The 21,246-nt window shown below is 72.5% G+C and carries 22 protein-coding genes; 13 read left to right on the forward strand and 9 right to left on the reverse strand.

What is annotated here, in order from left to right; all coding sequences use genetic code 11:
* Positions 1-133: 133 nt before the first annotated feature.
* Both QOM21_RS13020 and QOM21_RS13025 read right to left on the reverse strand, forming a co-directional pair.
* Complete coding sequence (locus QOM21_RS13020; RefSeq protein WP_407550056.1) at positions 134-1,648, reverse strand: DUF3152 domain-containing protein; 1,515 nt, start codon at positions 1,646-1,648, stop codon at positions 134-136.
* Between the two features lie 86 nt (positions 1,649-1,734).
* Positions 1,735-2,745, reverse strand: a complete 1,011-nt coding sequence (locus QOM21_RS13025; RefSeq protein WP_407550057.1) for an alpha/beta fold hydrolase — start codon at positions 2,743-2,745, stop codon at positions 1,735-1,737.
* A 147-nt stretch (positions 2,746-2,892) separates the two neighbouring features.
* On the opposite strand from QOM21_RS13025, the gene QOM21_RS13030 reads away from it, so the two are divergent.
* The 4 genes from QOM21_RS13030 to QOM21_RS13045 all read left to right on the forward strand — a co-directional run bounded on the left by QOM21_RS13030 (position 2,893) and on the right by QOM21_RS13045 (position 4,938).
* Positions 2,893-3,120 (forward strand): hypothetical protein, encoded by a 228-nt coding sequence (locus QOM21_RS13030; protein ID WP_407550058.1) that lies wholly within the window; start codon positions 2,893-2,895, stop codon positions 3,118-3,120.
* 148 nt (positions 3,121-3,268) lie between these two features.
* Positions 3,269-3,910, forward strand: coding sequence for a TetR/AcrR family transcriptional regulator (locus tag QOM21_RS13035; RefSeq protein WP_407550059.1), 642 nt, complete (start codon positions 3,269-3,271; stop codon positions 3,908-3,910).
* Positions 3,911-4,139: 229 nt separating this feature from the next.
* On the forward strand, positions 4,140-4,367 hold the full coding sequence (locus QOM21_RS13040) for a DUF3107 domain-containing protein (RefSeq protein WP_393896399.1): 228 nt from the start codon (positions 4,140-4,142) through the stop codon (positions 4,365-4,367).
* A gap of 292 nt (positions 4,368-4,659) precedes the next feature.
* A complete protein-coding gene (locus QOM21_RS13045) occupies positions 4,660-4,938 on the forward strand; it encodes a hypothetical protein (protein ID WP_407550060.1) in 279 nt (92 codons plus the stop codon).
* A gap of 90 nt (positions 4,939-5,028) precedes the next feature.
* Here the strand turns inward: QOM21_RS13045 and QOM21_RS13050 are convergent, their stop codons facing one another.
* Entirely contained in the window at positions 5,029-5,766 is a 738-nt protein-coding gene (locus QOM21_RS13050) for a ferritin-like fold-containing protein (RefSeq protein ID WP_407550061.1), read from the reverse strand.
* A gap of 516 nt (positions 5,767-6,282) precedes the next feature.
* Here QOM21_RS13050 and QOM21_RS13055 point away from each other — a divergent pair.
* The 3 genes from QOM21_RS13055 to QOM21_RS13065 all read left to right on the forward strand — a co-directional run bounded on the left by QOM21_RS13055 (position 6,283) and on the right by QOM21_RS13065 (position 10,108).
* Entirely contained in the window at positions 6,283-8,451 is a 2,169-nt protein-coding gene (locus tag QOM21_RS13055; protein ID WP_407550062.1) for a DEAD/DEAH box helicase, read from the forward strand.
* A 200-nt stretch (positions 8,452-8,651) separates the two neighbouring features.
* Positions 8,652-9,524, forward strand: a complete 873-nt coding sequence (locus QOM21_RS13060) for an alpha/beta fold hydrolase (protein WP_407550063.1) — start codon at positions 8,652-8,654, stop codon at positions 9,522-9,524.
* Between the two features lie 125 nt (positions 9,525-9,649).
* Positions 9,650-10,108 (forward strand): SRPBCC family protein, encoded by a 459-nt coding sequence (locus QOM21_RS13065; protein ID WP_407550064.1) that lies wholly within the window; start codon positions 9,650-9,652, stop codon positions 10,106-10,108.
* Positions 10,109-10,141: 33 nt separating this feature from the next.
* Here QOM21_RS13065 and QOM21_RS13070 read toward each other — a convergent pair whose 3' ends face one another.
* Positions 10,142-11,068: an NYN domain-containing protein gene (locus tag QOM21_RS13070; protein ID WP_407550065.1), complete on the reverse strand. Its 927-nt coding sequence runs from the start codon at positions 11,066-11,068 to the stop codon at positions 10,142-10,144.
* A 206-nt stretch (positions 11,069-11,274) separates the two neighbouring features.
* Between QOM21_RS13070 and QOM21_RS13075 the strand changes: the two genes are divergently transcribed.
* A complete protein-coding gene (locus tag QOM21_RS13075; protein ID WP_407550066.1) occupies positions 11,275-11,427 on the forward strand; it encodes a hypothetical protein in 153 nt (50 codons plus the stop codon).
* Between the two features lie 107 nt (positions 11,428-11,534).
* Here the strand turns inward: QOM21_RS13075 and QOM21_RS13080 are convergent, their stop codons facing one another.
* From QOM21_RS13080 to QOM21_RS13090, 3 genes are all read right to left on the reverse strand, one after another.
* Positions 11,535-12,140 (reverse strand): MarC family protein, encoded by a 606-nt coding sequence (locus QOM21_RS13080; protein ID WP_407550067.1) that lies wholly within the window; start codon positions 12,138-12,140, stop codon positions 11,535-11,537.
* 154 nt (positions 12,141-12,294) lie between these two features.
* Positions 12,295-13,149, reverse strand: a complete 855-nt coding sequence (locus QOM21_RS13085; RefSeq protein ID WP_407550068.1) for a PHP domain-containing protein — start codon at positions 13,147-13,149, stop codon at positions 12,295-12,297.
* A gap of 160 nt (positions 13,150-13,309) precedes the next feature.
* On the reverse strand, positions 13,310-13,948 hold the full coding sequence (locus QOM21_RS13090) for a DUF6758 family protein (RefSeq protein ID WP_407550069.1): 639 nt from the start codon (positions 13,946-13,948) through the stop codon (positions 13,310-13,312).
* A gap of 224 nt (positions 13,949-14,172) precedes the next feature.
* On the opposite strand from QOM21_RS13090, the gene QOM21_RS13095 reads away from it, so the two are divergent.
* Entirely contained in the window at positions 14,173-15,426 is a 1,254-nt protein-coding gene (locus QOM21_RS13095; protein ID WP_407550070.1) for an MFS transporter, read from the forward strand.
* A 126-nt stretch (positions 15,427-15,552) separates the two neighbouring features.
* Here QOM21_RS13095 and QOM21_RS13100 read toward each other — a convergent pair whose 3' ends face one another.
* The gene (locus tag QOM21_RS13100) at positions 15,553-16,140 is read right to left on the reverse strand and encodes a suppressor of fused domain protein (protein ID WP_407550071.1); all 588 of its coding nucleotides are present in this window, start codon (positions 16,138-16,140) and stop codon (positions 15,553-15,555) included.
* 445 nt (positions 16,141-16,585) lie between these two features.
* On the opposite strand from QOM21_RS13100, the gene QOM21_RS13105 reads away from it, so the two are divergent.
* Positions 16,586-17,698: a magnesium and cobalt transport protein CorA gene (locus QOM21_RS13105; protein WP_393896386.1), complete on the forward strand. Its 1,113-nt coding sequence runs from the start codon at positions 16,586-16,588 to the stop codon at positions 17,696-17,698.
* A 76-nt stretch (positions 17,699-17,774) separates the two neighbouring features.
* The gene (locus QOM21_RS13110) at positions 17,775-18,314 is read left to right on the forward strand and encodes a hypothetical protein (protein WP_407550072.1); all 540 of its coding nucleotides are present in this window, start codon (positions 17,775-17,777) and stop codon (positions 18,312-18,314) included.
* 72 nt (positions 18,315-18,386) lie between these two features.
* Here the strand turns inward: QOM21_RS13110 and QOM21_RS13115 are convergent, their stop codons facing one another.
* The gene (locus QOM21_RS13115; RefSeq protein ID WP_407550073.1) at positions 18,387-19,172 is read right to left on the reverse strand and encodes a hypothetical protein; all 786 of its coding nucleotides are present in this window, start codon (positions 19,170-19,172) and stop codon (positions 18,387-18,389) included.
* A 193-nt stretch (positions 19,173-19,365) separates the two neighbouring features.
* Between QOM21_RS13115 and QOM21_RS13120 the strand changes: the two genes are divergently transcribed.
* Both QOM21_RS13120 and QOM21_RS13125 read left to right on the forward strand, forming a co-directional pair.
* A complete protein-coding gene (locus QOM21_RS13120; protein WP_407550074.1) occupies positions 19,366-20,661 on the forward strand; it encodes a magnesium transporter MgtE N-terminal domain-containing protein in 1,296 nt (431 codons plus the stop codon).
* Entirely contained in the window at positions 20,651-21,232 is a 582-nt protein-coding gene (locus QOM21_RS13125) for a DUF1003 domain-containing protein (protein WP_407550075.1), read from the forward strand. The genes QOM21_RS13120 and QOM21_RS13125 overlap by 11 nt, the downstream gene beginning before the upstream one ends.
* Positions 21,233-21,246: the final 14 nt, after the last annotated feature.

The following is a 21,246-nucleotide window of genomic DNA, read 5'->3' on the forward strand; positions in this document are numbered from 1 at the left end:
CCCCTGCGGAAGGCGTCGTACAACCGGTCGACGGCCGCTCTGCGGCACGGCGACAGCGGCCGACACCCCGCGATGGGACCCGTGCGCGCACGGGCGGCTTCCGACGAGAGCGGCCGCGCGCCGTCCCGGAAGGTCAGCGTTGCGTCGGGAACGGCCAGGAGTTGGGCCGGCAGGTGGCGCCGTCCGTGGTCAGGAACTTCGTCTGCTGCATCATCACGGGCGCGAGGGCGCCCTGCCGGCTGCAGCCCTCGTGGTTGTGCCCCAGCCGGTGGCCGACCTCGTGGTTGATCAGCATCTGACGGTAGGCGAACATCTCGTTCCGGCCGTAGGTCTTGGCGCCCTGCGCCCAGCGGTAGGCGTTGATCATGACGCGGTCGGTGGCCGCCGAGTCACAGGAGACGTTGTCCTGGGTGGTGTCCAGACCGGACTTCGCGCACCACTTCGCGGTCGTCCCCGGGCTCGCGAGCGTGATCACGAAATCGGCGTCGCCCGAGCCCACCCGCTGGAAGGCGCGCTGACCGCCGTGCGCCCAACTGCGTTCGTCGTTGAGGGTCTTGTGCACCGCCTGGGCGAACAGCTCACCGTCCAGGGGCATTCCGTCCTCGATGTCGACGCGGTAGCGCAGCACCTGCCCGCGGCCGGGTGCCTTCGCGTCGCCGCCGGCCGGGGTGAACGTCCCGTCGGCCGTCAGCTTCGGGTCGAGCGGAAAGGCCTGCGCCATCTTCTGGGCGTACGAGGCGGGCTTGGCGTCCGGCTTGGCAGGGGCCTGCGTCGGGGCGGCGTCGTCGAGACCGTCCGCCCTGTCCGGGCCGCTGCGGGGCTGTACGTCGCCGTCCTTGTGCTGCTCGGCGACCTGTCCGGCGATGACCACGGCAAGCACCGTCGTCACGGCGGCCGCCGCCGCGCCGGTGAACGTCCGCCCCTTGGCGCCCTTTTTGGCGGCTCGCATCGCCTCGGCGCCGTGCAGCGGGGCCGGCTCCGTCTCGCCGTCCTCGTCCATGCCGTCCGCGCCGAACCCGGCGCGCGGGTCCTGGTCGTCGGCCTCGGTGTCCTGGTCGGACTCGCGGTCGAAGACGACCGACCGTCCGGTGAACCGCCCGCCGGGCGGCACGCCGTCCCGGGTTTCGCCGTCGTCGCCGTGCGGTCCCGCGCCCCGGCCCGCGCCGGGCGCACCGGCCCGGAAGACGTCGTCGTCCGCGAAAGCCTCCACATATTCGCGCCGCGGCCCCGGCGCGCCCTGCGGGGCGAGCGGGGTGACGAGTCCGCCGATGGCGGGCCCGCCGAAGCCGTCGGGGACGCGCGCGCCGGAGCGCGGCCCGCCTGCCGGGCCGAATCCGGTTGCCCCGGCAGCGCCGTGCCTCGCGCCGGCCTCGGGCTCGGCCGCCCGGGGCCGCGGGATGCGGGGTCCGCCGGACGCCGGGGACGCGCCCCAGCCGCCGCCGGGCTCCCGCTGTTCGGGGTGGCCGCCGCGCGTACCGGGCTCCCATGACCCGCTACCGGATCCGCCACGGCCGGGCTCGCCGGAGCCCGAAGGCCCGGACGGCCATCCGTCGCCCTCCGCCCGGCCGCGCCGACGCCGCCCCGGCCCCGGGGAGGCGCCGCGGCCGTCGGCGCCCGGCCGGGCATCCGGGTCGGGCGCACTGTGCATGTCGGGCACGCCGTACGGATCGGCGGGCCCCGGTGTGTCTGCTGGATTCTCCGGCCGGCGGCGGCTATGGCGTCCCACTGGGCGTGTCAGCTCCTGCCCGCGTCGGCGGTCTTCTCGGTCACATCGCTGTCGAGCAGCTCGCGGAAGGCCCGCGCCACCGCCTCCGGGTATTCCATCATCGCCACGTGTCCCGCCTCCGGCAGCGTCAGCAGCCGCGCCCCGCGGAACGCCGCGGCCGCCCGCCGGGCCATCCGGTAGCCGACCAGGCGATCGCGTCCACCGTAGACGAGGAGAGTGGGGGCGAGCACCCGTTCGGCCTGCCGCCACAGATTGTGCTGCCCGCCGAGGGTGTAGGCGTCCACCAGTCCGCGCGCGGAACGCTCCATCACCTCCCAGAAATAAGGGAGTTCGAGGCGCCGTGCGTATTCGTCGACGGCCGAGGTCAGGCCCTCGGGGGTGACCCGGCCGGGGTCGCCGTAGCAGAGCGAGAGCACCTCGCGGGTGCGGCGCTCGGGCGTCCATTCGCGGGTGAGCCGGCTGAAGAGCCGGGCGATGCCGGGGACGGCGAGCAGCGCGGTCGGCACCGCCGACAGCTGCGGCCGCAGCTCGGGAAGCGCGGGCGAGATCAGGGTCAGGGTGCGGACGAGGTCCGGGCGGACGGCTGCCACCCGGGTGACCGCGGCGCCGCCCATGGAATTGCCGACGAGGTGCACCGGCCCGTGCCCGGTGGTGTCGAGATAGCGGATGACCGCGCGCGCCTGCGCGGAGACGGAGTAGACGCCGTCGTCCGGCGGGGGTGAGTAGCCGAAGCCGGGCAGGTCGAGCGCCTCGCCGTCCACCCGGTCGGCGAGCAGCGGCATCAGGGCGGACCAGTTCTGCGAGGAGCCGCCGAGGCCGTGGACGAACAGGGCGGGCTCGCGGGGGCCGGAGCCCTCGCGCCGGCCCGGGGCCGTGCCGTCCGGCGACCGCACGGTGACCGTCAGGCCGGGCAGGTTCACGGATCGCACCGTCTCGCCCGCGCCACCCGCCCGGGGGCCCGGTCCGGCTGGCGGGACCGGGAGGGCGGCCCGGGTGTCCGGCGACTCGGTCGAAGACATGGGCACGATGTTACGAGATGATCACGCGGCCGATTGTGTGTTCGCTGTCACACACCGCATCGCGCTGCCGCGGTCACTCTCCTAGGCTCGTAGCAAGGGCACGCTGCCCGGCCCCTGCTTGATGCCCGTGCGAGGGAGGGAGCCACCATGCCCGTCGACCCGACCGATCCGGAAGCTTTCGAGGGCGAGGACGACGTGAACGACGCGACGGAGATCGATGTGGAAGCGCCCGAGAACGATGCCGTGGAACAGCACGCAGACGTCGAGGCGCAGTGGGACGAGGCCCTCTCCGACGCCGACCCGGCCTCCGCGAACGAGGCGGATCTCGCGGAGCAGGCCCGCGTCGTGGAGCTCAACGAAGACGAATACCGATGACCTGGGCTGTTATGTCAGCTTCGAGCGGCGTCCACGGAGCGAAATTCTCACCTCCGACGACGCACAGCCGCATTACCCAAAAGTACGATGGCGGGCGTGACGCACCATCTTGCGTGCGCCGCGTACGGAACCACTTCTGGGAGGCAGCGTGAGCGCCATCGAGCAGACCGAGGCGGCACGCCCGCGGGGCACACGCCTGCCACGCCGAGCCAGGCGCAATCAGCTTCTGGGCGCGGCCCAGGAAGTTTTTGTCGCGCAGGGCTACCACGCGGCCGCCATGGACGACATCGCCGAGCGGGCGGGCGTCAGCAAGCCGGTGCTCTACCAGCACTTCCCCGGCAAGCTCGACCTCTACCTCGCCCTGCTCGACCAGCACTGCGAGTCCCTGCTGCACTCGGTGCGGACGGCGCTGGCGTCGACGACCGACAACAAGCAGCGGGTCGCGGCGACGATGGACGCCTACTTCGCCTATGTCGAGGACCCGGGCGGCGCCTTCCGCCTGGTCTTCGAGTCGGACCTCACCAATGAGCCGGCCGTCCGCGAGCGGGTGGACAAGGTCTCGCTGGAGTGCGCCGAGGCCATCAGCGCGGTGATCGCCGAGGACACCGGCCTGTCGCGGGACGAATCGATGCTGCTCGCCGTGGGCCTGGGCGGCGTCTCGCAGGTGGTCGCGCGCTACTGGCTCTCCTCGGGGAGCAAGGTCCCCCGCGACAACGCGGTGCAGCTGCTGACCTCGCTCGCCTGGAAGGGCATCGCCGGCTTCCCGCTGCACGGCTCGGACGCCCACTGACCCGTCCGGACCACCCGTGACCCTATGCGACGCCGGTCGCGGCCTTGTGCCGCGGCCGGCGTCGCGCGTGTTCGCCGCCGGGGGGCGCGCGTGTTCGCTGCGGGCGTGCCCCAAGGCGTCCTGCCGACCCCCGCGCCGGGCTAATGTGTGCTGCGTACGGCGCGGATGACCGCGCACCCTCCCCCAGCTGACGCCGGGGGACACCCAGACCGTCGGAGGGACATAAGCCGTGGAGGTCAAGATCGGCGTGCAGCACGCACCCCGCGAGATCGTTCTGGAGAGCGGGCAGTCTGCCGAAGAGGTCGAACGCGCGGTGGCTGACGCGCTGGGCGGCAAGTCACAGCTGCTGAGCCTGGTGGACGACCACGGTCGCAAGGTCCTGGTCCCGGCGGACCGTCTGGCCTACGTCGAGATCGGCGAGCAGACGGCCCGCAAGGTCGGGTTCGGCGCGCTCTGAGCGGGGGGCGCCGCATGCGGCGCCCGCAGTTGTCGCGAGCGGCGGCCCGGGGGAGTTCCCTCCCCGGGCCGCCGCTCGCGTCGTTCGGCCCCTCCCCCGGGCGCTCCGCTGCCCGCCCGCATTCCGCTTGTGCCCGGCCGCGGACGGCCCGGCTGCCGCCGTTCGTGTCATCGCGGCTGCTCTGATCAGGCACGGCTTGCCCGACAGGAGGGTTGCCGGGCATACCCCCTGGGTACGACCGCCTACGACCGATTTGTTCGACCGATCGGCCTGTCACGCGGGAGGGAACAGCATGATCTGGGAAGCGCTCGGCGCCGTGATCGTCGGCTTCGTCATCGCCCTGTCCGCCATGCGATGGCTGTCCGACCGGTTTCCCGCGCGCACCCTGACGCTCGCCACGGGCCCGGCCGCCGCACTGTTCGGCGCGCTGCTGACCCGCTCCATCCTCGGCCCCGGATACCCCGCCCAGGTGCTGGTCGCCGCGATCGCCATGAGCGCGGCCCTGCTCTCGGTGCTGCTCCGCCCGGGACGGCGCGGCGCCACGGCGCTGAAGAGCCACCGCACCGCCTGAGGACCCAGGGCAGCCCTCGGACGGTCGGGCTCCGTACGGCGAAGGACCGGTGACCCGCGGGTCACCGGTCCTTCGCCGTACCTCGTCCTGTTACGCCGCGAGCCCGAGCGCCGCCATCCGCTTGGTGTGCGCCTCGGTGATCCGCGAGAACATCCGGCCGACCTCGGCCAGGTCGAAGCCGTCCGCCACGCCGCCGACCAGCATCGTGGAGAGCGAGTCACGGTCCGCCACGACCCGCTGCGCCTGGGACAGCGCCTCGCCCATCAGCCGCCGCGCCCAGAGCGCGAGGCGCCCGCCGACGCGCGGCTCGGCCTCGATCGCGGCACGGACCTTCTCGACGGCGAACGACGCGTGGCCGGTGTCGTCGAGAACGGCCAGCACCAGGCCGCGGGTGTCGGAGTCCAGCCGGGCCGCCACCTCGCGGTAGAAGTCACTGGCGATCGAGTCACCGACGTACGCCTTGACCAGGCCCTCCAGCCAGTCCGACGGCGCGGTCTGGCGGTGGAACTCGTCCAGCGCGGCGGCGAACGGCTCCATCGCCTCGTTCGGCTCCGCCTCGATCTGCGCCAGCCGCTCCCGCAGCCGCTCGAAGTGGTGGAACTCGGCCGATGCCATCTTGGCCAGTTCGGCCTTGTCGTCCATCGTCGGCGCGAGCTTGGCGTCCTCGGCCAGCCGCTCGAAGGCGGACAGCTCGCCGTACGCGAGCGCGCCGAGCAGGTCGATCACGGCCGCGCGGTAGTGCGGGTCGGCGGATGCCTGCGCCCAGTTCTGGGCGGCGATCCCGGTGTGTTCTTGCGCGTCAGCAGCGGCGTTGTCAGGCGTCTCCATGACGGGCACAATAGCCCGCTCGGCCGCCCTGGGAAGGCCCTGGTCAGCCACCCGGGCACACCGTGCGGGGCCCGCGGCGCGGTGTCCCGCAGGACGTGATGAATTCCTCACTCATACAAGCCTTCGGGTGCCGCGCCTCATCCGGGGTACAGTGGTATTGGCCCGCCGAGTATCGGTGGGTCGTTCCACGAATGCGGATGCCCGGTCGGTGGCCCGATCGGCTCCAAACCGACCGCCCTCCCCCGCGGCGCGTACCCAGACGTACGGACCGCAAGAGGGACACCGCTCGCGGCTGGAGTGCCTGAGCGTTGGCAGTGGTCCCGCACCATCCGGCTGTATCAAGCCGGCCCCCGTACGAACCCGTACGAAGGTGCGGTACGACCCCCTTCGCCGCCTCACGCCGCGTCTCACAGAAGAGGCAAGATTCTGTCTACGTTCCGAGAGCTCGGGATTTTCCCCGAGACCGCCGAAGCCCTTGAGGCAGTCGGCATCGTTTCCCCCTTCCCCATCCAGGAGATGACGCTCCCCGTTGCCCTCTCCGGCAGCGACGTCATCGGCCAGGCCAAGACCGGCACCGGCAAGACCCTGGGTTTCGGCCTGCCCCTGCTGGAGCGCGTCACCGTCCCGGCGGATGTCGAGGTGGGCCGCGCCAAGCCCGAGCAGCTGACCGAGGCGCCGCAGGCCCTCGTCGTCGTGCCGACCCGCGAGCTCTGCCAGCAGGTCACCAACGACCTCCTCACGGCCGGCAAGGTGCGTAACGTCCGCGTGCTCGCCATCTACGGCGGCCGTGCCTACGAGCCGCAGGTCGAGGCCCTGAAGAAGGGCGTCGACGTCGTCGTCGGCACCCCGGGCCGACTGCTCGACCTCGCGGGCCAGCGCAAGCTCAACCTCTCCGAGGTCAAGAGCCTGGTCCTGGACGAGGCCGACGAGATGCTGGACCTGGGCTTCCTTCCCGACGTCGAGCGGATCATCCAGCTGCTGCCGACCAAGCGGCAGACGATGCTCTTCTCCGCGACGATGCCCGGCCAGGTCATCTCGCTGGCCCGCCGCTACATGTCGCAGCCCACGCACATCCGCGCCGCCGCGCCGGACGACGAGGGCCAGACCGTCGCCAACACCACCCAGCACATCTTCCGCGCCCACTCCATGGACAAGCCGGAGATGGTCTCGCGCATCCTCCAGGCCGACGGCCGCGGCCTGGCGATGGTGTTCTGCCGTACCAAGCGGACCGCTGCCGACATCGCCGACCAGCTCGCCAAGCGCGGCTTCGCGTCCGGCGCGGTGCACGGCGACCTCGGCCAGGGCGCCCGCGAGCAGGCGCTGCGCGCCTTCCGCAACGGCAAGGTCGACGTCCTGGTCTGCACCGACGTCGCCGCCCGCGGCATCGACGTCGAGGGTGTGACGCACGTCATCAACTACCAGTCCCCCGAGGACGAGAAGACCTACCTGCACCGCATCGGCCGTACGGGCCGCGCGGGCGCCAAGGGCACCGCCGTCACGCTCGTCGACTGGGACGACATCCCGCGCTGGAAGCTGATCAACAAGGCGCTGGACCTCCCGTTCGACGAGCCGGAGGAGACCTACTCGACCTCCCCGCACCTCTACGAGCTGCTGAAGATCCCGCAGGGCACCAAGGGCGTGCTGCCGCGTGCCGAGCGCACCCGCGCCGGCCTGGCCGCGGAAGAGGTCGAGGACCTGGGCGAGACCGGCGGCCGCGGCCGCGGCGGCCCGCGCAAGGCCGCCGCTGCCGCCGAGGTGGTGGAGGAGCGCCCGCAGCGCACCCGCACCCCGCGCCAGCGCCGCCGCACCCGTGGCGGTACGCCGCTGGACGGCGCGCCCGAGGCCAAGGCCACCGGCTCGCTGAACACCGCCGAGGGCACCGAGGCACGCCAGCCGCGGCGCCGCCGCCGGACCCGTGGTGCCGCGCAGGGCGGCGCAGGCGCGCCGGCCGCCGTGCAGGCGTCCGAGGTCGCGGACAAGGTCGCCGACGCGGCCGCGGTCGCACCGGCACAGAGCGCACCGGCCGGTGACGCGACGGAGGCCCCGGCCAAGCCGCGCCGCCGCCGCACCCGTGCCGCGCGCCCCGAGAACGGTGAGGCGGCCGCGGTCGCCACGGCCGAGGGCACCGCCGTCGCCGCCGAGGCGGTCGCCGTGACGGACGCCGTCGAGGCGCCCGCCAAGCCGCGCCGCCGCACCCGGGGCGCCGCCAAGGCCGCCGCGGAGACCGCGGTGGAGAGCGTGCAGGCCGTGGTGGACACCGCACCGGCCGAGGACGCCGCTCCGGTCAAGCCCAAGCGGACCCGCAAGAGCGCTGCCGCGAAGGCCGCGGAGGCTGCCGTGGACACCGCCGAGGGTGTCGCTCCGGTGAGTGACGAGGCCGCTCCGGCCAAGCCGAAGCGCACCCGTAAGGCCGCCGCGGCCAAGCCCGCCACGGACGCGCCGGACGCCCCGGCCGAGGATGCCCCGGTCAAGCCCAAGCGCGCCCGCAAGAGCACCGCCGCCGCGAAGCCGGCGGAGGAGCCCGCCGCGGACGCCCCGGCCAAGCCGAAGCGGACCCGCAAGGCCGCCGCGGCCAAGCCGGCCGTGGACGCGACGGACGCTCCGGTCGTCGAGGGCGAGGCCAAGCCGGTCCGCCGGCGCACCCGCGCCAAGGCTCCGGCCGCCGAGGTCACGCCCGAGAGCTGACCCGGACCACCTGACGGCCCGGCCCCGCACTTCGCGGGGGCCGGGCCGTCGGCGTTCCCGGCCGCGGCGGCCCGTCATGCCAGGTGCGTGCGAAAGGCCGCTCCCCGTACCGCGGACCGCCCGCGGGGGGGGCGACCGCCCGTGGGCCGCGAGGACTCCGCCTCGGTCGCACCGCGAGCCCGTCCCGCTAACCTCGCCTCATGAGCAGGCCGCCCAGTCTCACGTTGCCCCCGTGCGCCCGCGCGTACCGACTCGACACCGAGCGCGGTGAGTTCGCGGTGCACGACGCCCGGCCCGAGGGCGCCGTCACCCCGGTCGGCACCGCCCTGGTGGTGCCCGGATTCACCGGCAGCAAGGAGGACTTCATCGCCCTCCTCGCGCCGCTCACCGCGGCCGGCTTCCGAGTGGTCGCGGTCGACGGCCGCGGACAGCACGAATCCCCCGGTCCGCGCACCGAAGCGGCTTACGCGCAGAAGGAGTTGGCGCTGGACGTCCTCGCCCAGGCGCGGGCGCTGGGCGGCGGCGAGGAGGCGCCCCTGCACCTGCTGGGGCATTCGCTGGGCGGGCTGATCACCCGCGCCGCGGTGCTGCTCGACCCGGCGCCGTTCCGTTCGCTGACCGCGCTCAGTTCGGGCCCCGGCGCCATCGACGGGTCGCAGCAGAGCCGGGTGCTGACGCTGATCGACGCGCTCGGCCGCTGGGACATGGAGACGGTCTGGCAGGCGATGCGGGCGCTGGATCCGCCCGAGGCGGCGGACTCCGCGACGCCGCCGGAGGTCGGCGAGTTCCTGCACCGCCGTTGGCTCAACACCGCCCCCGAGCAGCTGGTCGCGACCGGCCGGCAGATGATCGAGGAGCCCGATCGGGTGGCCGAGCTGGCGCAGCTGCCGACGGCCAAGCACGTCGTCTCCGGGGCCGTCGACTACGCCTGGCCGGTGCCCTCGATGGACGCGATGGCCGAGCGGCTGTCCGCCCGCCGGACGGTGATCGAGGGGGCCGAACACTCCCCGAACGCCGAGTGCCCGCAGGCCACGGCCTCGGCGCTGGCGGAGTTCTGGCGGGACAACGGCTAGCGACGCGGGTGGGCCGAGTGGCCGAGGGCTGCGGGGCCGGGGAGGACAGCGGCACCCGGCTCGGTGAGCATCGAGGGGAGCGGTCCGTCGGGCGGCCGCCCCGTCCGCGCAGGGAGGCCATCAGCATGACCGAGAACCGGCAGCATGCGGAGCAGGGCATCGCGCTCACCCGCGTCTTCGAAGCGCGCCGCGAGCTGGTGTTCCGCGCCTGGACGACTCCCGAGCACTTCGCCTACTGGTTCGGCGGGGAGCTTCAGGTGCCGGTGGACCGGATGGTGATGGACGTCCGGCCGGGTGGCGCCTGGGGCCTGGTCATGCGGGCTCCGGACGGGCGCGAGATGCCGTTCTCCGGCGTCTACCACGAGGTCGCGGCACCCGAGCGGCTGGAGTTCACGATCACGGACACCCCGACGCCGACCGAGCCGGACGAGTTCGTCCGCGTCACCCTCACCGACCTCCAGGGCCGCACCGAGATGGTGTTCCACCAGGACGGCGGCAATCTCACCGCGGAGCAGTACCGGCAGGCGGAGGCGGGCTGGGCGGGCTTCTTCGACCGGCTCACCGAGCTTCTCGCCCGGGCCTGAGCCGGTACGGGCCGAAGGCCGGCACCCGCCCGGCTAGTACTGCCCCTGGACGTGCTCCCAGAAGCCGTCCCGCAGGACCCGCCGCAGGTCGGCGTGGCCGCGCAGCGAGTGCCGCAGCAGGGCCTCCGCGGCGGTCAGCAGCTCCTGGTCGACGGTGCCGGGCAAATACGGGTGACCGGGCAGCAGGTCGGCGACCCACTCGCGGCCGCGTTCGGCCAGCCACTGGGCAGCGATCCGGGCGCCGACGAAGCGCACCTCCTCGCGGGCGGGCGCCGGGCCCTCGCCCGCCGACGTGTCCGGGCATTCGACGCCGGCCCGCCGCGAGACGTAGGGCTTGCAGAAGTCCAGGTCGAAGGTGCGCTGGCTGTCGACCTCCCACAGCAGCGGTTCCGCCTGGTTGCGGCCGCCGGGGGCCTCGATGCCCCACAGGTGCACGCGTGCGCCGTAGCCCTGTGCCGCCTCCACCGCGGAGACCAGGTCCTCGTCGCCGCCGATGAGCACCGCGTCGCTGATCGCGCGGTGCCGGGCCAGCGACTCCAGATCCGTACGGATCAGGGAGTCGACGCCCTTCTGCTGGTTGTTGGCGTTGAGGTTGCCGAGCCTGACCTTCACATCGGGCAGCTCCGCGATGCGCTGCTGCTCCTGGGTGTGGATGCGGCGGCGCGCGCCGTCGTACCAGTAGACCCGCAGCAGCCGGCTGTCCGGAAAGATCATCCGGGCCCGGTCGATGAACGCCTCGATGATGCCCTCGGCGTCCAGGTCGAACGCCCTGCGGTCCTCGGTGCCGGTGACCAGGCGTCCGGCCGCGGCGTACACATAGCCCGCGTCCACGAAGGCGGCATGGGTGGACGGGGTGGTGGCGACCTCCGCGAGAACCCGGGTGAGCAGCTCATTGGTGCGCTCGATACCGGCTTGCAGCGCGGCGAGGTCTGGGGAGCCCGTGGGCTGGACGTCGTTCATACCGCGTCCATTGTCCGGGCGGTCACTCTGCGGGCACAACCGCTCTCGCTACCGGCGAGTACTTAGACCGTCGAAAATTTTCTTTAGCGTAGGGAATGATTCTCGGGGCACCCCTGTTGTAGCCCCTGGAAGGTCCGGCAGCGAAGCCGGGCATTCCCGATGAAAATAGTTCTCCTCAGGAGGATCACAGACGAAGGGAGAAGCCGGTGCGCTTCGAGATCATGCGTTTGGACGACGTCGACGGCACGGCCGTGGACAGCACCGTCGTGGACGCCGCCTCCGTCAACCGGATCGTGCAGCAGGCCGCCTCGATCGGCCAGCGCATCTACATCCGCCCGGCAGATACCGCCGCTCGTTAACGCCGACTCCGCCCGCCCGATGAACAGCTGAACGCAGACGCCGCAGCGCCCCCGTACGAAACACGTCGTACGGGGGCGCTGCGCTGCCGGGGGGCCGGGCGCCCGCCTCAGGAGCCCTGGATCACCTGCGTGACGCCGTTGATGATCTGCTGCACGGCGAGCGCGGAGAGCATCATGCCCGCCAGCCGCGTCACCAGCACCACACCGCCGTCCTTGATGACGCGGATGATCACCAGCGAGAACCGCATCACCAGATAGAGCACGACATGGATCGCGACGATCGCCGTCCAGACCGCGAACTGCGCCGACGCCCCGTGGGCGTGCTGCACCGCCAGGATCACCGACACGATCGCGCCGGGCCCGGCCAGCAGCGGCATCCCCAGCGGCACCAGGGCGACATTGACGTCCTTGGTCTGGGTCGGCTCCTCCGACTTGCCGGTGAGCAGGTCCAGCGCGACCAGCAGGAGCAGCAGACCACCGGCGATCATCAACGCGGGCGTCGAGATGTGCAGCCGCCCCAGGATCTGCCGGCCGAAGATGCCGAAGACGGCGATGACGCAGAAGGCGACGGTGGCCGCCTGCCAGGCCATCCGGCGCTGCACCTTGGCCGGCCGGCCGGAGGTCAGGGCCAGGAAGATCGGGGTGATCCCCGGCGGGTCCATGATCACGAAAAGCGTGACGAAGAGAGTACTGAAGACGGCGACGTCGAACACGGTGATGGCCTTGCGAGAGGTGGTACGGGACGAACGGAACAGGGCGCGGCGAGGGCAGGCCCCGGTGGGGGAAAAGGACAGCGGGGCGGCGCGCGGGCCGGGGCGGACCCCGGCGCGCGCCTGTGCGGCCGCGGCGGGGGCTACCGGTCGGGGCTCAGCCGCCCGCGCCGGGGACGGGGAAGGCGCCGGTCGCGCGGCGCACGATCTCCCCGTAGATCTCAGGGTCGGTGGTGTGGTCACCGAGGCTGCAGGTCTTGCGGCTGCCGTGATAGTCGCTGGAGCCGGTGGTCAGCAGCCCGAGGTCGCCCGCGAGGGCGCGCAGCCGGGCGCGGGCCGGCCCGTCGTGGTCCATGTGGTCGACCTCGATGCCGTCGAGGCCGGCCGTGGCCAGTTCGGCGATCGCGCTCTCCGGGACGCAGACACCGCGCTTGACGGCCATCGGGTGCGCGAAGACGGTGACCCCGCCCGCGGCCTTGACCAGCCGGATCGCGTCGAACGGATCGAGTTCGTGCTTTTCGACGTAGGCCCGGCCGTCATTGCCCAGCCACTGCGGCGTGAAGGCGTCGGAGACCGAGGCGACCACACCCAGCTCCACGAGGGCGCTGGCGACATGCGGGCGCCCGACGGCACCGCCGCCGGCGATCCGCGCCACCTGCTCCCAGGTGATCGGCACCCCCAGCTCGCGCAGCTTGGCGACCATGCCCTGGGCACGCGGGACGCGGTCGTCGCGGACCAGCTCCCGCTCTCGGGCGAGTTCGGGCTCGTCGGGGTCGAAGAGGTAGGCGAGCATGTGCAGGCCCACGCCGTCGAGCCGGCAGGAGAGTTCGGCACCGGTGACCAGGGTGAGCCCCGCGGGCAGCGCCGCGCGCGCCTCGGCGTGGCCGCCGACGGTGTCGTGGTCGGTAAGCGCGACGACGTCCAGACCGCCGGCCGCGGCGTTGCGCACGAGTTCGGCGGGGGTGTCCGTACCGTCCGATGCCGTGGAGTGGGTGTGCAGATCGATGCGCACGACGCGAACTCCAGACTTCCTGCGGGACGGGCACGGCGGCACGGGCCTGGTGGCACCGACGCCGAGGGGGGACCTCAGAAGGATACCGGCCGGGTGCGCGTGACCTCGTCGGGAGGGAGGGGGGACCCGGCCCCGCGGACACCCCGGGGCCGGGCCTCGGTCAGTTCAGGATCCGCGGCGAGAGCGCCCCGCAGGGCAGCAGGTCCACCTCGGCGCCGGCCTCCCGCAGATCGGTCAGCACCAGCTCGTCGTACATCAGCAGGGCGGACTGTTCCGGCCAGGCGATCGCCCACAGCCACAGCCCGCGCGCCTCGCCCGCGAAGACCGCTCGGTCCGGGGGCGCGCCGTCGACATGCCACATCGGGGTCGGGCGGCCGGCGGCCAGGACCTTGGCGTGCGCCGGCTTGTCCACACACATGCCGGGGCCGGGGTCGGGGCCCTCGATGCCGGCGTAGCGCGCGCCGAGTCCGACGCCCAGTTCCTCGGCGATGAGCAGGAGTTCGCCGGGTCCGCCGAGCGGGCCGGGCCCTGAGCAGGCCACCGCGGTCGCCCGTCCGCCGCTGCGCTCGTCACCGGCGCAGGCGACGCCGGTGAACAGCCAGCCGACCGGCAGGGGCCACGGCATCCATACGGGCACCTGGGCCCGGTGCACGACGACACCGAGCGCTTCGACGCTCGGCGGAACGACCGGCTGGAGTGGGTGCACGCTGCCGTGCACGGCGCACTCCCAGGTGTCGTGGAAAAGACCGGGCGCCCGGACCCGGCCACCGCACTTCGGGCAACTGGGTTCGCCCCTCATAGGGCCCAACGGTCCTCCAGCGCCGCCGTCGCGTCAAGGACGATCACCCGTCCGATGTGCCTGATATCACGCCCCGCGCGGATCAAGACGGCCTTTTCGGCCGCCTTGTAGTTGTAACTTGCATCCTTTAGTCCAGCTAACTTATTATGTGTATACATCAACGATCTCTGGGCGGCGGCTCGCCCGGAACCGCGAAGTCCGGCAACGGGAAGGGGACCCGCAGCATGAAGAGCAGCAGCCGCGGCGGCACCGAGAAAGATCCCTTCGAAGAGGGCGGAGTGTCCCTCCTGCGCCAGCCCAAGGCCGTCTGGGCCACGGCCGGCGCCTCGGTCGTCGCCTTCATGGGCATCGGCCTGGTCGACCCGATCCTGCCCTCGATCGCCCAGGGCCTGCACGCCTCGAACAGCCAGGTCTCCCTGCTGTTCACCTCCTACTTCCTGATCACCGCCGTCGCGATGCTGATCACCGGCTTCGTCTCCAGCCGCATCGGCGGCCGCAAGACCCTGCTGGCCGGCCTCGCACTGGTCGTGGTCTTCGCGGCGCTCTCGGGGATGTCCGGTTCGGTCGGCGAACTGGTCGGCTTCCGCGCCGGCTGGGGCCTGGGCAACGCACTGTTCGTGTCCACCTCGCTCGCCGTGATCGTCGGCGCGGCGGCGGGCGGCAGCGCGGCCGCGATCCTGCTGTACGAGTCAGCGCTGGGCCTCGGCATGGCCTGCGGCCCGCTGCTCGGCGCGATCCTGGGCGACCTGAAGTGGCGCTACCCCTTCTTCGGCACCGCCGTCCTGATGGCCATCGGCTTCATCGCGATCACGGCGTTCCTCAAGGAACAGCCCAAGCCGGCCCGCAAGACCTCGCTGCTCGACCCGATCAAGGCCCTCGGCCACGGCGGGCTGGCGTCCGCCGCCGTCTCGGCGTTCTTCTACAACTACGCGTTCTTCACGGTGCTGGCCTTCACGCCGTTCGTGCTGAACATGTCGCCCTACAAGTCGGGCGGCGTCTTCTTCGCCTGGGGCGTCCTGCTGGCGGTCTTCTCGGTGATCGTCGCGCCCCGGCTCCAGCACCGCTTCGGCTCACTGAAGGTGCTGGGCGGCTCCCTGGTCCTGCTCGCCGCCGACCTGCTGGTCCTGGGCTACGGGGACCACACCACCGCCATCGTCTGCACGGTCCTCTCGGGCGCCTTCATCGGCCTGAACAACACCGTCTTCACCGAGCTGGCGCTGGGCGTGTCGGACGCGCCGCGGCCGGTGGCGAGCGCGGGCTACAACTTCGTGCGGTGGTTCGCGGCGGCCGCGGCGCCCTTCCTCGCGCCGAAGATCGAGGAGTGGACCGACATCCACATCCCGTTCGTGGTCGCGGCCGTGGCGGCGGTGATCGGTGCGGCGATCGTCGCCGTCCGCCGCCGTGCGCTGACCCTGCGGGCCGAGGAACTGGAGCCGCGGCACGCCACCGAGGACGGCGTCACCGTCTTCGCCGGCTGACACCCCGATGCCGTACGCACGGCCGTGGAACCGCCCCGGGCGCCGCTCCACGGCCGTGTGCGGGCGAGCGGCGGCCCCGGGAGCGGGAAGGTGACATCGAGCACTCCGGCGGGGCCGTCCGGCACCTCAGCCGTCGAGCGGCACGCCCTTGCGCAGCGGGTCGCGCAGATCCGTGCCGTGCTTCAGCCAGCGTTCCTCCAGCGCCTCGGCGCCGTGCACCCGCTTCCAGGCGGCTTCGTTGGGCGTCATCGGCAGCAGCGGCAGAAAGCGGACGGGCTCCAGCGGCTCGTCCAGCTCCAGATCCTCGACCAGTCCGCCGGGCGCGCTGACCAGCACCGAGGTGAAGGCGGCCCCCGGCCACAGCGGCTCGCCCACGTCCAGCGAGGCGCCCGGGGCGACGATCAGCCCTTCGACCTGCGGAGACGCGGCGAGCACGGCGAGCGGCCTGAGCACCTTGTCGGTCTCCGCGCTGCCGGGTCGTACGGACAGCACGAGTTCGGCACGGGGGCCGCGCAGCGGGTCCGCGAGGACGGCCGTGGGGTCGGCCATCGGCTGGGCCGACATCCCGAGCGTGGCGTAACGGACGACCCCGTCGCCGACGAAGCGGAGCACCTCGATACGGTCGGTACCGAGAAACGTGACGGCGGCGCGCGCGTCCGGCTCACCCAGGGCCGTGCGCAGCCGGGCTTCGACCAGCTCAAGAACGTCAGACATGCCGCGAGCATAAGACGCGTGGAGAACACGCAAAGCGGCACCGTAACGCTTCAGGCGGCTGATAGCCTTGCCGTCTGGTCAGGGAATGACGTCGTCCCCCAACGGGGACCGGCCGGAGGAGGTGGGACTGCGGTGGATCCGAGTCGACCGTGCAGTACCGATAGTTCTCCTGTCATCCCCCTCGCGCAGCGAATCTCCTGATCCGAGAGCTTCCGTACCCCGCCGCCCAGCGGCGAAACCCGTGAAGTGCCTTTGCGCCGGATGTAGATGACGGAAGAGCGCCTTCGACTCTTTGTTCTGTTTTCTGCGAACTGCCGTCAGCACCACCGCACGGAGCGCCGCCCGCTTTGCGGACGTACGGCCGATGACGCCTCGTACGTCCACGTTCCGGGCAGCGTTACCTCCCCGCGCCCTGGCTGACGGCCGGCCCGTGAAGGAGCCTGCCATGTCGATGATCCGCGACCTGCGCGCCGCCGTCCGCCCGTCCCGGCGCCGCGACGACTCCCCGTACAGCTACCCCGCGACCACCTCCGCCTGCGCGAACAGCGCCATCGTGGACTGCGGCGTCTACCGCGAGGGGCGCCGGGTGCGCGAGCACCTCGCCCCGGCCGAGGCGATGGCGAGCGTGCGTGCCGACGGCGGTTTCGCCTGGATCGGCCTGCACGAGCCGACCGAGGCCGAATTCGCCGGCATCGCCCAGGAGTTCGGCCTCCACCCGCTCGCCGTGGAGGACGCCGTCCACGCCCACCAGCGGCCCAAGCTGGAGCGCTACGACGACACCCTCTTCACCGTCTTCAAGACCGTCCACTACGTCGAGCACGCCGAGCTGACCGCGACCAGCGAGGTGGTGGAGACCGGCGAGGTGATGTGCTTCACCGGCCGGGACTTCATCGTGACGGTCCGGCACGGCGGGCAGGGCTCGCTGCGCGCGCTGCGCCACCGCCTCCAGGACGACCCGGAGCTGCTGGCCAAGGGGCCGTCGGCCGTCCTGCACGCCATCGCCGACCAGGTGGTCGACGGCTACATCGCGGTGGCCGGGGCGGTCCAGGACGACATCGACGAGGTGGAGATCGACGTCTTCAGCTCGGGCACCAACGGCAAGGGTTCGTCCAAGGGCGGCGACGCCGGCCGGATCTACCAACTCAAGCGAGAGGTGCTGGAGTTCAAGCGGGCGGTGTCGCCGCTGCTGCGGCCGATGCAGCTGCTGAGCGAGCGCCCGATGCGGCTGGTCGACGCCGACATCCAGACCTACTTCCGGGACGTCGCCGACCACCTGGCGCGGGTCAACGAACAGGTGCTGTCCTTCGACGACCTGCTCAACTCCATCCTCCAGGCCAACCTCGCGCAGGCGACGGTCGCGCAGAACGAGGACATGCGCAAGATCACGTCCTGGGCGGCGATCTTCGCGGTGCCGACGATGATCGCCGGCATCTACGGCATGAACTTCGAGTACATGCCGGAGCTGCACTGGAAGTTCGGCTATCCCGCCGTCCTGCTGGCCACCGTCGCGATCTGCTTCGGTATCCACCGCGGCTTCAAGCGCAACGGCTGGCTCTGACGCCGTACAGAAGCTGTATCCGGGAGCGCCAGACCGGCCCCGGGGCGTCCCGGGGCCGCCCATTAGGCTGAGCCGTATGACGGAGACCGTGTCGCAGGCCCTGCAGGATCGGGCGCTCATCGAAGAGGCCACGAAGAAGTCCGGCCTCATCTGGGTGCGGGGGACGACGGGCCCGGCACGTGCGCTGTGGCACGTGTGGGTCGACGGCGCCGCCTGCCTCATCGGCGACGGCGAGGGCGAGCAGCCCCTCGCCGACCTCGGCCTCACCGACGGGGGCACCGCCACCGTCACCGTGCGCAGCAAGGACAAGGGCGGCCGGCTGGTCGCCTGGCAGGCCCGGGTCGCCGAGCCGGCGCCGGAGAGCGAGGCATGGTCGGCCGCCGTCGGCGAGCTGAAGGGCAAGCGGCTCAACGCACCGGACGCGGACACCCTCACCCAGCGCTGGGCGCGCGAGTGCCGGGTGCTGCGGCTGGAGCCGACCGGGGAGACCGAACAGCGCCCCGGGGCCATGCCGGACGGTGCCCATACGGCCCCGCCGCTGCCGTCGCCCGCCATCACCCGGCGGCCCGTCCCCGCCGCACTGCCGAAGCTGCTGCGCCGGGGCCGCAAGGGCTGATCCGAGGGCGGCCACGGGGCGGCGTCCGATCACCGCGCGGGCCGTACGCCCCCTTGCCGCCGCGAAGGGTCGTCAGCCGTCGCCGGAGATCCGGTGGCCGTAGTCGACGACCTGGTCCTTGGCCGGGGCCTGGAGCGGCACGCTCTTGCCCCAGTCGGCGAGCCGGACCACACCCGCGCCGCCCGCCCGGTGCAGCCGCAGCGGATACGGCGTGCCCTCCAGGGAGACGTCCAGGGTGCCGCCGGAGCCCGCGGCGGCGGCCAGCCGGATGGCGCGGACCCCGTCGATGTCGGTGTGCTCACCCGTCGTCAGCTTGCCCCGGAGCCCCAGCAGGCTGCTCAGCAGCATGTCCTTGTCCGTGAAGCCGCTGAAGCGCTTGTAGACGGGATCGGCGGCGGGCACTTTGACGTACTTACCGCCGAGTTTGGCCGCCGCGGCCGCGTCGGGGGTGCCGGCCTTGGCGTTCTTCTCGCCGGCCCAGAAGGCGGCATCGGCCTTCAGATAGAGCGCGTCGCCGACCCTCAGCAGCTGGAACGCCGCCGCCTTCGTCGTCAGCTCGCCCTTGGCGCCGTTCTTCGCCAGCCGCATGTCGAGCTTGTAGGTCCGGCCCTGGCTCACGACGTTGCCGGACAGCCGGACCGTCTCGGCACGCTCGGCCGCCGCCCGCGCCTTGGCCTCGACCTTCGCGGCGGGCAGCTTTCCCATCCCGTTGGTGCCGGCGTCCGGGTCCTCCTCGGCCCCGCAACCCGCCAGCGCCGCCGCCAGGCCCGCGCACACCGCCCCCACGAGCGCCGCCCGTCGGATGCGACGGCGGCCGGCCAGGGGTCGGGGGCTCGCCCCCGAGGGGATTGCAGTCACGTCGGCTCTGCCTCCTGATGCGGTGACCTCGACAGCAGACGGCAGCGTACCTGGGCCGTCGGCGGTTTTCGGCGGGGTGCCCGGCCGGACGCCATACGGCCGTTCCACCGGGGCGGCGGCGACCCGGGCGCGTTAGCCTGAACCCGGACCGAGGCCATATTCCAGGCAGAACGGGAGAAAGGTAGGCCCCTGCATGGCGGTGGTCTTCGTCTCCCATCTCTCCGGCGTCGCCGTCTTCGATCCCAACGGCGACCAGGTCGGCCGGGTCCGTGACCTGGTCGCGATGCGACGGGTCGGCAACCGCCCGCCGCGCCTGCTGGGCCTCGTCGTCGAGGTGATCAGCAGACGCCGGATCTTCCTGCCCATGACCCGGGTGACGGGCGTGGAGTCCGGCCAGGTCATCACCACCGGCGTGATCAACATGCGGCGCTTCGAGCAGCGGGCCTCCGAGACCCTGGTGCTCGGCGAGCTGCTGGACCGCCGGGTGCGGGTGGTCGAGACCGGTGAGGAGGTCACCGTCCTCGACATCGGGATCACCCAGCTGCCGGCCCGCCGAGACTGGGAGATCGACAAGGTCTTCGTCCGCAAGGGCAAGGGCGGCGCCCTGCGGCGCAAGGGCGAGACGCTGACCGTGGAGTGGTCGGCGGTGACCGGCTTCTCGCTGGAGGAACACGGGCAGGGCGCGGAGAACCTCCTCGCCACCTTCGAGCAGCTGCGGCCCGCCGACCTCGCGGGCGTGCTGCACCACCTCTCCGCCAAGCGGCGCGCCGAGGTCGCCGCGGCGCTCGCCGACGACCGGCTCGCGGACGTCCTGGAGGAGCTGCCCGAGGACGACCAGATCGAGATCATCGGCAAGCTCCAGGACGAGCGGGCCGCCGACGTCCTGGAGGCGATGGACCCCGACGACGCCGCCGACCTGCTCTCGGAGCTTCCCGAGGAGGAGAAGGAGCGGCTGCTGGCCCTCATGCGGCCCGAGGAGGCCGCCGACGTCCGCCGGCTGATGTCGTACGAGGAGCGCACCGCGGGCGGCCTGATGACCACCGAGCCGATCGTGCTGCGCCCGGACGCGACCGTCGCGGACGCGCTGGCCCGGGTCCGCGACCCGGACCTCTCCCCCGCGCTCGCCGCCCAGGTCTACGTCTGCCGGCCGCCGGACGAGACCCCCACCGGGAAGTACCTGGGCCTGGTGCACTTTCAGCGGCTGCTGCGGGACCCGCCGTTCACCCTCGTCAGCTCGATCGTCGACACCGATCTGCCGCCGCTGCCCCCCGACACCCCGCTGCCCGAGCTGACCAGCTATCTGGCGACGTACAACATGGTCGCCGCGCCCGTCGTCGACGAGAGCGGCGCGCTGCTCGGCGCGGTCACCGTCGACGACGTGCTGGACCACCTGCTGCCGGACGACTGGCGCGAGGCGGAGATGCACGGCGAGACGGCGACGGGTGTGAGCGGCGAGGCGTATCTCAGGGAGGCCGGGAATGGGCGCTGAGGAGCGGGAGAGCGCCAGGGAGCGGTCACGGGTCCACGGGGCGTCCGCGGTCCGCCGGGGAGCCCCTGAGCGGCCGCGGGTGCGCCTGGACCAGCCGCGGGCGCCGCGCCGTACGCTCTGGCCGGAGTACGACCCGGAGGCCTTCGGGCGGCTGTCGGAGAAGATCGCCCGCTTCCTGGGGACCGGCCGGTTCATCGTCTGGATGACGGTCATCATCATCCTGTGGATCATCTGGAACGTGGGCGCGCCCAGCGGGTGGCGGTTCGACGAGTACCCCTTCATCTTCCTGACCCTGATGCTGTCGCTGCAGGCCTCCTACGCGGCGCCGCTGATCCTGCTGGCCCAGAACCGGCAGGACGACCGGGACCGGGTCACCCACGAACAGGACCGCAAGCAGAACGAGCGCTCCATCGCCGACACCGAGTACCTGACGCGGGAGATCGCCGCCCTGCGGCTGGGCCTGGGCGAGGTCGCCACCCGCGACTGGATCCGCTCCGAGCTGGCCGACATCATGAAGGAACTGGAGCTGCGGCAGATGGTCGACGCGGAGAGTGACGAACGCGACCGCTGACGGCCTTTCCGGAG

This window comes from Streptomyces sp. Pv4-95 (genome assembly GCF_045782725.1).
Classification (GTDB): Bacteria; Actinomycetota; Actinomycetes; order Streptomycetales; family Streptomycetaceae; genus Streptomyces.